At 61.6% G+C, this 13,102-nt stretch carries 15 protein-coding genes and 1 pseudogene; 7 read left to right on the top strand and 9 right to left on the bottom strand.

Translation table 11 applies throughout. The annotated features are described in order from the left end of the window. Positions 1 to 2: 2 nt before the first annotated feature. Genes ACVW16_RS13650 through ACVW16_RS13640 form a run of 3 tightly spaced genes read right to left on the bottom strand, consistent with a single transcriptional unit; the run spans position 3 to position 2,124 of the window. Positions 3 to 818 (bottom strand): adenylate/guanylate cyclase domain-containing protein, encoded by an 816-nt coding sequence (locus ACVW16_RS13650; RefSeq protein ID WP_456737239.1) that lies wholly within the window; start codon positions 816 to 818, stop codon positions 3 to 5. 55 nt (positions 819 to 873) lie between these two features. Beyond that, positions 874 to 1,341 carry a YbaK/EbsC family protein gene (locus ACVW16_RS13645; RefSeq protein WP_456737240.1) on the bottom strand — a complete coding sequence of 156 codons (468 nt, stop codon included), beginning with the start codon at positions 1,339 to 1,341 and terminating at the stop codon, positions 874 to 876. A gap of 45 nt (positions 1,342 to 1,386) precedes the next feature. Continuing rightward, complete coding sequence (locus ACVW16_RS13640; RefSeq protein WP_456699712.1) at positions 1,387 to 2,124, bottom strand: haloacid dehalogenase type II; 738 nt, start codon at positions 2,122 to 2,124, stop codon at positions 1,387 to 1,389. 162 nt (positions 2,125 to 2,286) lie between these two features. Between ACVW16_RS13640 and ACVW16_RS13635 the strand changes: the two genes are divergently transcribed. Beyond that, complete coding sequence (locus ACVW16_RS13635; protein WP_456737241.1) at positions 2,287 to 3,318, top strand: c-type cytochrome; 1,032 nt, start codon at positions 2,287 to 2,289, stop codon at positions 3,316 to 3,318. Between the two features lie 89 nt (positions 3,319 to 3,407). Here ACVW16_RS13635 and ACVW16_RS13630 read toward each other — a convergent pair whose 3' ends face one another. After that, on the bottom strand, positions 3,408 to 4,004 hold the full coding sequence (locus ACVW16_RS13630) for a phasin family protein (protein ID WP_456737242.1): 597 nt from the start codon (positions 4,002 to 4,004) through the stop codon (positions 3,408 to 3,410). 211 nt (positions 4,005 to 4,215) lie between these two features. Between ACVW16_RS13630 and ACVW16_RS13625 the strand changes: the two genes are divergently transcribed. Then, the gene (locus ACVW16_RS13625) at positions 4,216 to 5,187 is read left to right on the top strand and encodes an alpha/beta hydrolase (RefSeq protein ID WP_456802614.1); all 972 of its coding nucleotides are present in this window, start codon (positions 4,216 to 4,218) and stop codon (positions 5,185 to 5,187) included. Positions 5,188 to 5,865: 678 nt separating this feature from the next. Here ACVW16_RS13625 and ACVW16_RS13620 read toward each other — a convergent pair. Beyond that, positions 5,866 to 6,885 carry a sulfite exporter TauE/SafE family protein gene (locus ACVW16_RS13620; RefSeq protein WP_456699708.1) on the bottom strand — a complete coding sequence of 340 codons (1,020 nt, stop codon included), beginning with the start codon at positions 6,883 to 6,885 and terminating at the stop codon, positions 5,866 to 5,868. Positions 6,886 to 7,394: 509 nt separating this feature from the next. On the opposite strand from ACVW16_RS13620, the gene ACVW16_RS13615 reads away from it, so the two are divergent. Beyond that, complete coding sequence (locus tag ACVW16_RS13615) at positions 7,395 to 7,742, top strand: hypothetical protein (protein ID WP_456737244.1); 348 nt, start codon at positions 7,395 to 7,397, stop codon at positions 7,740 to 7,742. Positions 7,743 to 7,800: 58 nt separating this feature from the next. On the opposite strand, the pseudogene ACVW16_RS13610 reads toward ACVW16_RS13615, so the two are convergent. Both ACVW16_RS13610 and ACVW16_RS13605 read right to left on the bottom strand, forming a co-directional pair. After that, positions 7,801 to 8,664 (bottom strand): annotated as a pseudogene (locus ACVW16_RS13610) (zinc-dependent alcohol dehydrogenase family protein); the annotation flags it as partial. A 37-nt stretch (positions 8,665 to 8,701) separates the two neighbouring features. Next, on the bottom strand, positions 8,702 to 9,586 hold the full coding sequence (locus ACVW16_RS13605; protein ID WP_456699705.1) for an amidohydrolase family protein: 885 nt from the start codon (positions 9,584 to 9,586) through the stop codon (positions 8,702 to 8,704). Between the two features lie 342 nt (positions 9,587 to 9,928). Here ACVW16_RS13605 and ykgO point away from each other — a divergent pair, with 342 nt between their 5' ends. The 3 genes from ykgO to ACVW16_RS13590 all read left to right on the top strand — a co-directional run bounded on the left by ykgO (position 9,929) and on the right by ACVW16_RS13590 (position 11,198). Next, entirely contained in the window at positions 9,929 to 10,054 is a 126-nt protein-coding gene (ykgO, locus tag ACVW16_RS13600; RefSeq protein WP_006611362.1) for a type B 50S ribosomal protein L36, read from the top strand. Positions 10,055 to 10,173: 119 nt separating this feature from the next. Further along, positions 10,174 to 10,812 (top strand): tetratricopeptide repeat protein, encoded by a 639-nt coding sequence (locus ACVW16_RS13595; RefSeq protein WP_456737245.1) that lies wholly within the window; start codon positions 10,174 to 10,176, stop codon positions 10,810 to 10,812. 125 nt (positions 10,813 to 10,937) lie between these two features. After that, a complete protein-coding gene (locus ACVW16_RS13590; protein WP_456737246.1) occupies positions 10,938 to 11,198 on the top strand; it encodes a hypothetical protein in 261 nt (86 codons plus the stop codon). 12 nt (positions 11,199 to 11,210) lie between these two features. Here ACVW16_RS13590 and ACVW16_RS13585 read toward each other — a convergent pair whose 3' ends face one another. Then, positions 11,211 to 11,393, bottom strand: coding sequence for a hypothetical protein (locus tag ACVW16_RS13585; protein ID WP_456699702.1), 183 nt, complete (start codon positions 11,391 to 11,393; stop codon positions 11,211 to 11,213). Positions 11,394 to 11,721: 328 nt separating this feature from the next. Between ACVW16_RS13585 and ACVW16_RS13580 the strand changes: the two genes are divergently transcribed. Further along, a complete protein-coding gene (locus ACVW16_RS13580) occupies positions 11,722 to 12,678 on the top strand; it encodes an alpha/beta fold hydrolase (RefSeq protein ID WP_456737247.1) in 957 nt (318 codons plus the stop codon). 24 nt (positions 12,679 to 12,702) lie between these two features. Here ACVW16_RS13580 and cycA read toward each other — a convergent pair whose 3' ends face one another. After that, on the bottom strand, positions 12,703 to 13,098 hold the full coding sequence (gene cycA, locus ACVW16_RS13575) for a cytochrome c-550 CycA (protein ID WP_456737248.1): 396 nt from the start codon (positions 13,096 to 13,098) through the stop codon (positions 12,703 to 12,705). Between the last annotated feature and the right edge of the window lie 4 nt (positions 13,099 to 13,102).

Below are 13,102 nucleotides of genomic sequence, written 5' to 3'. Positions count from 1 at the left end.
GTCTAGCGCCTGTCCCGTTCGGGTCGATGTCCAAGCACAGTCCGCAAGACGACGCCGAAGAGAATGACTGCAACCGGCCAATGGAACCAGATCTTATGGGCGCCAGTGGTCAGATTGATAAAAATCAAAAAGGCCGACACCGCGAAGCCCGCTGCAACCGGGCGGGGCAGCTTTCGGAGCCAATCCAGGACGACGTTCGCCGATGAAGATGGCTCGCGCCTGTCGCCCGTCCGCGGACGTGCTGTCTGCCGGGCAGCATCTTCGACCGGGAAGTTCCCTTGCCTTGCGGTTTGGCCGCCGAGAGTCACCCGATAACTGGTCTGGGGAGCAACGTTCTTCATGGGACGCTGGCCGAGACAGTCGAAGCCAACCGACAATTTGTTGTGCACCTGATCGTAGACGGAGCTCGAGATCACCACGCCGCCGGGATCGGCGAGTTCCTGCAGCCTCGATGCGATATTGACCCCGTCGCCATAGATGTCGGAGCCGTCAACCATCACATCACCGAGATTGATGCCGATGCGAAATCGCATCGGGTTCAACGGAGGCGGGGCTGATTCCTGATCGGAAATCTCCTGCTGGATCTCGACCGCGCATTGCACGGCCTCGACGACGCTGGCGAACTCGGCGATCACGGCATCGCCCCAGGTGTTCACGATGCGGCCGTCATGGCGCTCGACCAGCCGCGCAATGGCCGCGCGGGAGCGGCGGAGCGCCTCCAGCGTTCCGGCTTCGTCCGCTTCCATGAGACGGGAATAGCCGTACACATCAGCGCACAGCACGGTGGTCAGTCGTCGTTTCACCTTGTCGTCGGGCATGGTTCCTACACTAACCTCCCTGACCGGCAAATGCATCACGCATCCCGCGCCCGCGTCAGGACCTGTGCTCGCAGACATCGACCCATTCGGCCGCCGTCAATTCGGCCATGCGTTCAGGCGTGATGCGGACCGCGCTGTGGGTCGAGCCGGCGGCAGGCACCACCACGTCGAACGCCTTCAGCGACACGTCGCAATAAACCGGCAGGGGCGACTTCAGCCCGAATGGGCAGACGCCTCCGACCTCGTGGCCGGTGATGTCGGCGACCTCTTCCAGCCCCAGCATCTTCGGCTTGCCGCCGAACTGCGCCTTCACCTTCTTGTTGTCCATGCGCGAGGTGCCGGCGGCGACGATCAGGATCACGCGTTCGCCGATGCGCAACGACAGGGTCTTGGCGATCATGCCGGGCTCGACACCATAGGCTTCGGCGGCCAGCGTCACCGTCGCCGAGCTGATCGGAGATTCGATGACTGTTATGTCGGGGGCTTTCTCGGCGAAGAAGGCGCGAACGGATTCCAGGCTCATTCCAATCAGCTCATTCCGGACTTACGGGCGGGCGGCATGTCCGGGTCATCCCTTGATGATCCCGGGCAGTTCCGAGAGCGACCGAACACGATGATCCGGCGCGAAGCCGAGCTCGTCCATCTGGGTGCGGATCGCCTTGAACATGGTCAGCGGTGCCACGAGTTCGGTCTCGACGCAAGCCAGCGCCATCGCCTCCGGCGTCACCCGCTCGATCCAGGCGACGTTCAGTCCGAACGACTTTGCCCCGGCCACGTCCCAGGGGTTGGAGGAGACGAACAGCACCTCCTCAGGCGCGGTGCCGAGAACCTCGCCGATCAGCTCATAGGCCTGCGGGCTCGGCTTGAAGATCTTCTTTGCGTCCACACTGATGGTGGCATCGAGCAGGCGGTCGAGGCCGGAATTGCGCACAAGCGCGTTCAGAATGTCAGGGCTGCCATTGGAGAGGATGGCAAGCTTTCGCGGTTTTAGCGCTGTGAGCGCGATCGCTGCATCCGGATAGAGATCGAGATGCAGGTACTTCTCGATGATGCGCTCGAAGGCCGCATTCTCGTAGGCGAGTCCGAGCACGCGCAGCGTATAGGCCAGCGAGTCGCGAGTGACATCAGAAAAATCCTGATAACGCCGCATCAGTGAGCGCAGCCAGGTGTATTCGAGTTGCTTGATCCGCCAGACCTGCGTGATGATCTCGCCATAGCCCGGAAACGCGTCCTCGGTGATCTCTGCGACCGACTGGATGTCGTAGAGCGTACCGTAGGCGTCGAACACGACGGCTTTGAGGTTCATGGGCTGTCCTTCCGGGCCGTTGCGGTCACAATATCTGCTCGGGGAGTGCGCTTCATCGTCAGCTTACCAGAGCACCTCGGAAGTTTGCCACTGCAAGCGTGATCGGCGGCTTGTGACAATTCCAACCTCAGGACTGCGGGCTTTAACCGCACCCAAAGCCGATTGCTCCGGCGCGGATTGGTCGCTAATTTCCCTGTCTTCGTCTGGGCAAGTGAGCCGGAGGCGAACATGGCACGATTGGCAGCGGCCGCTCAGGCGGCGGGTGCACTCACCATAATTCTCTTGTGTATGCCGCGCACGCACGCGCAAGTCACCGACGAGCCTCCGTTTTGGGCGTACACTTACAACCCGCCCGATTTCAAGCCGCCGCCGGATGACGGCCAATCTCGGCACGTTCCCGACAGCACGGTGAGCTATACAGTCCCAGAAACGCGTGATCGCTTCCTGGCGCCGGATTGGCACCCGGATGACCATCCGGCGATGCCGACGGTGGTGGCCAGCGGTCGGCCGCCTGACGTCTACGCCTGCGGCTTCTGCCATCGTGCCTCCGGCACGGGTGGTCCGGAGAGCGCAGACATCGCCGGCCTGCCGGTGGCATATTTCATTCAGCAGGTGCAAGACTACAGGAGCGGCAAGCGTGCGACGGCACGAGCCGACCGCATTCCGCAAGCATGGATGATCTCGGTCGCAAAGGCAGCGAACGACGATGAAATCAAAGCGGCGGCTGAATATTTTGCCGGCATCAAGCCGAAGAAGTTGGTTGATGTGGTGGAGACCGAAACCGTGCCGAAGCCTGCGGTCGCCGGCTGGTTCTTCGTCACTCAAGGCGATGAGCGCGAGCCGATCGGCACGCGCATCATTGAGACACCGGCGGACATTGGCCGCTTCGTCAACCGCGACGCGCGCGTCCGCTTTATCGCCTACGTGCCCATGGGTAGCGTGGCTGCCGGCCGCGCGCTGGCCGCAAGGCCCGAGCTCGCCTGTTCCACCTGCCACGGCGAGAAGCTGACCGGCACGGACGTTGTGCCGGGAATCGCCGGCCGCTCCCCGACTTACCTCTTTCGCCAGCTCTACGATTTCCGGCACGGATTCCGCGCGGGGCCGAACAGCAAGCCGATGATCGACGTGGTCAAATCGCTCGACGAGGGACACTTGCTGCCACTTGCCGCCTATCTCGCCACGCTGGAGCGATAAAGCGGCTGCGTCGCCCGCACAGCTTAGGGCGGGCGCGTGCGCGGCCGAGATTCCACCGCGCTCGCGCGCCACCATCGTGCCAGCCGCGCCTAGGCGGCCTGCCGCATGCGTTCGATGCTCTGGGTTATGTGGTTTCCGGCGTCGTCAGCCACCTTCAGAGACAAGTCCGCCATCCGGCGGCTGGTCTCCAAGGCGCTACTGATCGTGTCGCGCATGAGATCGGTCTGCACCGCCGCCAAATCGTGAAGGGTCCGGCAGCGCGAGAGTTCATCCATGCGGTCCATGGTCCTCTCGATCTGCTGTCGAACGAAATCGAAGTACTCGCGCGACGCACCGTTCATTCCCTTGGCGACTGCGGTCATGGAGTACATGATTGCTTCGGCGTTACGGACCGAGCGTTCTGCTCCCCGCTGCGCTTCATTGCCCGAAAAACCGAACCCGCGACCTAGCCGGTCAGTCGAGCGGCCCATCACTGCCGTGGCCATGTCGACGCCGAAGCGCCAAGTGTTCTGCAGCATCTCGGCATTTTGTCGAAAGAGATGGCTGCTGGCTTGCGCCACCTCCTCCCCGGCCTCGGCGGTAGCCAGGCCGATCCGTCTGGTCTGCTCTGCGGTCCTCTCGCCGGCGCGGCGGATTGTGTCCTCGGGGCTTTGCGTCGATTTTTCCTCCGGACGTGGGTTGGCCATTCGTTGCTCCATCTTTGTTGTTGGTGAGGTCGGATCCTGCCCGCTCCGTCGGAGATGCCATCCTAGGCGAGGAAACGTGGGCATTTCTGGACCGTTCCGGCCGGGCAATTTTTTAATCAAACCTCCGCCATTGCGCGCAGGAACGAGCGCTTCAACTTCCAATTATGCCTGGGTTGGCTCACCTGCTCCGCGCTGCACGGCCAATGTTTTCATGGCCCTCGATCATCAAGGCTTGGCAATGACCACCACTGAAACCGTGTTGCTCATCGGTATCTTGTTCTTGGCACTTCTCGTCATTGGCAATATCGGCTTCGCCAAACTGGCGGAACGGAGGAATCCACCAATCGGCAAGTTTCTCGAGTGCGACGGCGTCGTACTCCACTATATCGATCGGGGTGATCCCGCGGCTCCCTGCGTCGTGCTGCTTCATGGCAACGGATCCATGATCCAGGACTTCACGATCAGCGGGCTGGTCGATCTTCTTGCTCGCAGCAACCGCGTGGTGTGCTTCGACCGTCCAGGCTTTGGCTATAGTCGGCGGCCGCGGCTCCGAGTATGGAGTGCAGCAGCTCAAGCAGCTCTGTTGACGAAGGCGCTCGACCAGATCGGGGTCCGTGATCCCGTGGTGCTGGGCCATTCCTGGGGCGCCTTCGTCGCCATCGCTCTCGCCATGAGGAAGGATTATCCGATCCGGGGCCTTGTGCTTGCGTCCGGTTACTACTTCCCAACCGGCCGCTTGGATGTCTGGCTGATGTCGGGTCCAGCCATACCGGTCTTGGGCGACCTGATCAGTTACACTGTCGCGCCTGTCATCTCGTGGGCCATTTTGCCGGGAGCTCTCCGCAAGATTTTCGCGCCCCGGTCCGTCCCGCCGACATTCAAGAATGAATTTCCGGCGTCCCTCGTTCTCAGGCCCACACAATTGAGGGCGGGCTGCGGAGGAAAGCGCACTTCTCATTCCGACCGCAGCACAATTCCGAGCCTATTATTCGGCCATGGACGACGACGTGCAAATATTCCATGGAATGGAGGATCGGGTGATCGAACACAAACAAGCGCGAGATTTACATCAAGCACTGCCTCGGTCCGATCTTCACCTCGTCCCGGATGCCGGACATATGGTCACCTACGCAGACCCCGCGGCCATCACGGAGGCCGTCAATTCAATAATCAGATCTTCTAAGGCACCTGCTTTTCAAGCTGGAAGGGCACCGAACGTATCGTCGAGGTGATTTGGAAACGAGCGAGGTGATCCGGCCGTCAGGTCCGCCCGCTGCTGCCCTGGTTCGGAGGGTGGGTCGAGCTCTTGCGAAACCGTCGCGTGACGGACGGAGCCACGCAATCGCTTGTGCGATCCGATAGGGAAGATTGATGGGGTTCGCGAGAGCTAAGCCTATCCTGTGCGCTGACAGCAGCTACGGCCGGCAGCCTCTGGTGCCCAGCAAGATGCCGTGATTGCGCCCGGGCACGTTGAGGTCATAGGTTTTGAGTGTCGACCAGTCCCAACCCCAAACTAGACCATGGATTCGTTGCGCACGAATCGCCCGGTGATGGCGTCTCGAACGACTTTGTTGGTCCAGTCAGCGAGCAGGTTGTTGAGCGGACCGTGAAATGGATGGAAGCTCAGAGCACTGTGCAAAAGGCCTCACCCTCCTCCACAGTTGACCACAAGTCGAAATCCAGACGTTTTGCTCCCCGGTTCGTAGGGTTGAGCTCTTGCGAAGCCCATCGCCTGACGGGCGGAACCAGTACCAAGCAATCGTTGGTGCGATCCGATGAAGAGAACGAACTTTGATGGGTTTCGCTTTCCGCTCTACCCACCCTTACGCGCTTGATTGTGCCTCGCACTGTGGCTGCTAATTCAAGGCAAAACTGCAAAGACCAACATGGCGACAGCAAGGATCGCGACAGCGTAACCGAGGTCGGTGTTGAGTCGGGCAAGCGGGTCGTAGGGAGGTTCGGTCATGTCCGAAGCCATGCGATGATCCGGCCCACCCGGGGCGCCGGGCGTAAGCAAAGCTCTTTCCGATCGCCTTGAGGCCGCTCTCCGTGTGAAAAACATGAACAGCAGATAGCTGTCGGTCAATAATGTGAGGACCAGGACGACATAGGCCGAGGGGCTTTCCAGCAAATTCAGCTCGATCAATACCCGAGAGAAACCGAATCCGACTACCCACGCATCAAAGCTCATGCATATCCGACGAAACGTCTCCGCATCCAGATGGCGGATGACATAGGCGCCGAGCGGTACCCCAACTGCAACGCAGGGAACAAACACCCACAAGACGTTCTGGCTTTCAGACGTAAACAGTCCAAGCTGGTAATAGACGATGGCGGTCACGCTCGATTCCGCCACGCGAACCAATGCGAGACCTGCCCGGAACTCGGTTTTGACCAGACCCTGGTTGTTGAACAGGATCGCGAGCGGCGGTCCCGAGATGGTGGTGACCGAATACAGGATGCCGAGCACAGTTCCAAAGGGCAGACCGACCCACCATGTCTGCCGAACGGGTCTCCGAAAACCGGCTGCCTGAACCAGGATGAGGGGCAGAATGAGTGCGTAGGTCCCGAGTTTGATCCAGCCCGGCTGAAGCGTCGTGAGAACCAGGGCTCCTGTTCCGATGCCGGGCAGGAGCCCGGTGACGATCGGAAGCACCCTCTTCCATACCGCTGCGACGCCCTGCAGATTGATGAATAGAACGTAGAAATTGGTGACGACCTCGACCAGGACGACGGCGGGATTCAGGATGCGGTTTGCATAGAAAACGAGAGCCACCGGCACGGTGAGCGAGGAAAACCCATAGCCGAGCGCGCCATTTACGAAGGCTGCAAGAAAAGCGATGCCGGCGAGAACGATCACCGCAGTATCAAGAGGAGGCATCGTTGGCTCCCTATGCGGGCAATGGTCGCCGGCGAGGCGACCGGCGCTCATCCTATCACGTCCAGCGGTCTGTTTGCAGGTTGGAACCCTTCCGGGACCGTCAGTCATGTGAGAAAGATTCGTACCGGATCACCACGACGCGCTGCCGTCCATCATAGGGCTGACAGCCGGCCCCAAAGAGATGCGCCGTCTCGGCTGGGCTCATGAGGTCAGATTGGTTGATGCCGAATCCTGCGCCGCTGTCGGAATGAAAAGCCGTGGAATGCCTGCCTCGGTGGGCTGGGCATCCGTGAGACAGGCTCAGCGGAATCATTCATGCCGACATTGATCCAGCCGCAATCCATTCGCACTGACCGAGCGGCCCCTCGCAAGTTGAACGCGAAAGAATCGAAGCCATCCACCATCAACGTGTGGGCGTTTCCTGGCGTCTGAAACCCGCCTGGGCTCCGTTGGGAACTTTGCCGAAGCCTTTCCGTTCCCGTTAGCGGGCACGAACGTAGGCAGGCGCGATGAAATGGATGTTGGTCGTCCTGGTCGGCGGCATCTCACCCGTCAACACCGATCTGGTGTTCGACAAGTTCAGTGACTGCCTTTCCGCCGAGGAGCAGATGCGGCAGCACTACGCGGATGCGTTCGATGCGTGGGATCGCACGGCTGCGGAACGGATCGACCGGCGCAGGGACTACAAGAAAGCCCGCGATATTGAAGCCAAGCGGCTGCTGAGCAACGTAGGGACCTGCGTCCCGCACGGTGGCGGCGATGCGCAGCCGGTCATAGCGCCGCAGCAGCAACCTCCTGCACCAGCGTCACCGCAACCTGCCGCGACACCGTCGCCGCAGCCAACGCCGCGACCTTAGCGACAGCCGCCATGTCTAGCCCAATGTCTGGCCCGGTTTCGCCAGGAACGCCCCGGCTCTAAAATTCTACGACGACCTTGCCGAAGTGCGAGCCGGTGCGGAGGTGAGCATAGGCCTCGGGCACCTCATCGAAGTGGTAGACCCGATCGATGATCGGGTGGATCACATGTTCACTCAAGAAGTCGTTCATCGCCATGAAATGTTCGACCGAGCCAACCGTCACGCCGATGATATCGGCATTCTCCCATTGAAGCCGCGCAAGGTCGGGCTTCGGGCCGAATCCCGTCAAGACGCCGATCTGAACGATCTTGCCGCCCGAAGCGACGGAGCGCAGCGATCGGTCATAGGTGCCGGGACCGCCGAGTTCGAGGATATGACTGGCGCCAACGCCATCTGTCGCCTTCATCAGGGCGGCGTCCCAGTCGGGTGTGTCGCGATAGTTGATCAGGATCGAGCCGCCAAGAGCCTTGGCGCGGGCGAGTTTTTCGTCCGAGGACGAGATCACGATTGCGCGCGCGCCGAGCGCCGTCGCGAATTGAAGGCCGAACAGCGCGACGCCGCCCGTTCCCTGGACCAGCAGCGTGTCGCCTTTGCCCATGCCGCCGCGCGTGATGAGGCCGTGCCAGGCCGTGACGCCGGCACAGGGCAGGGTCGCTGCTTCGACCGAGGACAGATGCGGCGGCACGGACACCAATGCGGTTTCCGGCAGCACGACATATTCTGCCAGCATTCCGTCCATCGTGTTGCCACCGAGCGACGACGAGACGTAACTGGACTTGAATGGCCCCGAGACCCAATGGCGGAAGAACGAGGCGGCAACACGGTCTCCGGCTCGCCATTGCGTGACGCCGGGGCCGATGGCGTCAACGATGCCAGCGCCGTCAAGCGTGAACTGATCGCGGAATGCGCCGGCGCCCGCCCGTTGGCGGGCGTCGCGCAATGTCAGTAGGGGAGCGCGGTCAGATCCCCAAAATCTTGCGCGCGTTGGCCTTCAACACCTTCGGCCGGATCTCGTCGCGGATGTCGAGCTTGGCGAAGTCGGCCAGCCAGCGGTCCGGCGTGATGACGGGCCAATCCGAGCCGAACAGCATCTTGTCCTGCAGGATCGAGTTGATGTAGCGCACCAGGATCGGCGGGAAATATTTCGGCGACCAGCCGGACAGGTCGATGTACACGTTCGGCTTGTGGGTCGCGACCGACAGCGCTTCTTCCTGCCAGGGGAAGGAGGGGTGGGCGAGGATGATCTTGAGGTCGGGGAAGTCGGCCGCGACGTCATCCATGTACATCGGGTTGGAATATTTCAGCCGCATCCCCATGCCGCCGGGCATGCCCGAGCCGACGCCGGTCTGGCCGGTGTGGAACAGCGCGATCGCGCCGCCATTGTTGATCTCTTCGTAGAGCGGATAGGCCATGCGATCGTTGGCGTAGAAGCCCTGCATGGTCGGATGGAATTTGAAGCCGCGCACGCCATATTCCTCGATCAGCTTGCGCGCTTCGCGGGCGCCGAGCTTGCCCTTGTGCGGATCGATCGAGACGAAGGGGATGAGGACGTCGAGATGATCGGAGGCGGCCTCGATCATCTCGTAATTGTTGTAGCGGCGGAAACCGGTCTCGCGCTCGGCATCGACGGGGAAGATCACCGCGGCGATGTTCTTGGAGCGGTAGTAGGCTGCGGTCTCCGGCACGGTCGGCGGATGCTTGTGCGGCGACTTGAAATACTCGGCCATCTGCGCCTGGAAGTCGTCATAGCCGTCGTCGCCGTGCATGCCGCAGGGCTCCTCGGCATGGGTGTGGATGTCGATGGCGACGACGTCGTCGATATTGGGCAGCTTCAGCTTCGGCATGGGTGTCCTCCCGACGGGTTGCCGAATTGATTATAGGATATAACGAGTTTGGCAAGGCGTTGCTGGGGCGCAAACCCAAAGCTGCAAAAGTCTTTGTCGGGCCTGGCCGCGAAGCGGGCGAATTGGCCCGATCCGGCCACATCTACTGTGCATGGGGTTGTTTTCACGATTTTGGCTGGGCGGAAGGCGGCAGTTAACATTGACATCACCTCCTGCCATGCCTTAAGAACCGCCCCGTCCCGGGCGGTCGGTCCGCCGGCGGGAAAGATCTCATTTTGCCACATTCGCGCGTGCCGAAACGGTAGTGCCGAACACGGCCTTTCGAACGTTCAGGATTCTGCCATGAAGGTCCGTAACTCCCTGAAGTCGCTGCGCGGTCGTCACCGCGCCAACCGTCTGGTCCGCCGCAAGGGCCGGGTCTATGTGATCAACAAGGTGCAGCGCCGCTTCAAGGCTCGCCAGGGCTGATCCAAGCGGCTGATGGCCCTCGCGGTCGCCTTCGCGCGTTCCCGCAAGACCACGGTCTCACACGAGTTTGACGCCGCCTTTGCTTGGCAAGGGCGGCTTTGCGCGTTTACACTTTCACCATGACCGTGAGATTCCCGCATCTGCGCACGCTGTGTCTGGCCCTGGTTCTCGGCACCGCAGGGTTTGCGCCGGCGCTGGCCCAGGATGATCCGGCGCCGTCGATGAAGCAGCCGAAGAAGCTGCCCGAAGCGCCGGCCAAGCTGCCCAAGGCCGAGCGCACCAAGAATCTCGATTTTCTGTTCGGCGCGCTGAAGGCCGCTCCCGACGAGGCCAGCGCCAAGCATGTCGAGGCGCGGATCTGGGCGATCTGGTTGCAGACCCCGAGCGATACCGCAGCGCTTCTGATGGCGCGGGCGAAGGCCGCGGTCGATGCACAGAAGGTCGATGTCGCGATCAAGCTGCTGGATTCCGTCATCAAGCTCCGGCCCGACTACATCGAGGCTTGGAACCGGCGCGCCACGCTCTATTACATGCAGAACGACTATGCCCGCTCGCTCGCCGACATCCGCGAGGTGCTGATCCGGGAGCCGCGTCATTTCGGCGCGCTCGCAGGGCTCGGCATGATCATGCAGGACGTCGGCGACGAGAAGCGCGCGCTCGAGGCCTACCGCAAGGCGCTCGCCGTCAATCCGCACCTCGAGAAGATTCCCGAGCAGGTGAAGGCTTTGACCGAGAAGGTCGAAGGCCGCGACATCTAGCCGATATTTCGATCATTTTTCGAATGATTCCCGCACGTGGCGATTAACCACGAAGACACGGGCCAAATCGCAAGCACTGTTGTCGGCGCTCCTGCAGGTCTACCTGCAAGGCAGGAGCAATAGCCATGAAGCGTCTGATCGTTGCTTGTAGCTTGCTGTTGGTCTCGGGGACGACGAGCCTCGCCGACGGATTGTTCTGGGTGGTCGGCAACCGCGCCACCGGCAAGTGTAACATCGTGACCAGCAATCCGGTCATCAACGGCGACACCTGGTTCGGCGACGGCCCTTACAAATCCAGGGACGATGCCAAGCTGGCGCGCTCGACCATCCGCGCCTGCCCCGTGCTCACGCCCGACGAGCAAAAGGCCGAGGACGGCGCGGGCTAGCTAGCCTGTGTGTCAGTGCAGGACGCTGGTGCCACGCTCCACCAGGCCTCGATTGACGACCGCTGCGTAGGCCTTGGCGAGTTCCGTCTCGAGATGCTCGTTGATCAGGAGCAGCGCCCGCACGGCTCCGCGCAGATCGCCGTTGCAGCTTGCGACGATCTCGTCGATTGCGGTGTCGTTCGATCTGAAGCTCATCGAAAAATCCTCCGGTTCAAACCAGGACATCCTGCCGGTCTTTCCTGCATCCCCGAGGCCGCGAGGAGGGATCGGCGCCCATCCGCGTCTCAATGGCGGAACCGACCGTGGCGATTATAAGGAAGCTGCGATGACGGCTGCATGAACTTGGTCCGAGCCCTGCGCGTTACCGGACCGGGGAATTGATTTCATTGGGATTTCTGGTTCGGCAATTGTGCACATATCCACAGGTCGGCATTTTGGATGGAGGCTCCGATCCTGCTTGCGCGAAACTGCGGACGGCATCATTCGTAGCTGCCATGTGGCCTGGATCCTCCGGACTTTCTCAATGATCGTTTTATCCGTCTTGACGGCACTGGTTGTGCTGGCGCTGGTCACGCAGGCCGGAATTGTCGCCGTGCAACGTTCTTTTCCGCCCCAGGGCCGGATGATCGAGGTCGATGGGGCGACGCTCCATGTCGTCGACATCGGTCCGCGCGACGCCGGCCCGCCCATCGTGATGTTGCACGGGGCAAGCTCAAACCTCGAAGTGATGCGGCATCCGCTCGGCGATCTCCTGGCGAAGCGGCACCGCGTCATCCTGATCGACCGGCCCGGGCATGGCTGGAGCACGCGTGCACGGCGGCAGGATTCGACGCCGGAGATTCAGGCGCGGATGATCGACGCGGCGCTCGGCAGGCTCGGGATCGATCGCGCTGTTTTCGTCGTGCATTCCTGGAGCGGCGCGCTCGGTGCGCGGCTGGCGCTCGATCATGCAAGGCGTGTCGCCGGACTGGTGATGCTGGCACCAGTGACGCATCCCTGGCGCGGCGGCGTCGGCCGCTACAACGAGATCATCGCAATGCCCGTGATCGGTCCGCTGCTCGCTTATACCATCACGCTGCCGCTCGGCTATTTCATCGCTGACTCTGGTGCGCGCAGCGTTTTTATGCCGCAGACGATGCCTGATGGTTTTGTGAAGCAGTCCGCGACGCCGCTGTTGCTGAGGCCGCGGGAATTCATCGCCAATGCCTATGATCTGGTGACGCTGAAGTCGTCGGTGGCTGCGCAGGCTCCGCGCTACGGCGAGATCAAGATGCCGGTCACGATCATTGCCGGCGAGCCCGACAAGACGGTGAAGACCGAGATCCACGCACGCCCCTTCGCGGCGATGGTCGCGAATGCGAAGCTGATCGTGCTGCCCGATCTCGGACACATGGTGCAGAGCGCGGTGCCGGATCTCGTGAAAACGGAGATCGAGACGATGATTGCCAACATCGGCTCGCCGCAGGCGGCCGCCAGTTGAATCCGGCGGCCGCCGTTCGTCCGCCTACTGCTTGATCTTGCCGTCCTTGTCGAACTGCGAGACATAGGCCCAGAGATTGTTGATCTCGTTCTCGTTCTTGATGCCGGCGAATGCCATCTTGGTCCCGGGGATCTTGGCCTTCGGGTCCTTGATGTATTCCTTGAATTGCGCCTCGTTCCAGGTGATGCCGGAATTCTTGTTCGCGTCCGAATAATTGTAATCAGGCGCGGTGCCGGAACGGCGGCCATCGAGGCCGTTCAATTCGGGGCCGACCTTGTTCTTGGCGCCTTCGCCGATCGCGTGGCAGGCCAGGCACTTGTTGAACGACGATTTGCCCGCCGCGACGTCCTGCGCCATCGCGCTGGAGGCCGTGGCAGTGACGGTGAGGATCATCAGCGCGCCAAAAGTCAGTTTTTTCATAGGG

The organism is Bradyrhizobium sp. USDA 4474 (assembly GCF_054057515.1).
Note: the sequence above shows the minus strand (reverse complement) of the source record. Positions and strands in the feature narration are given on the sequence as shown.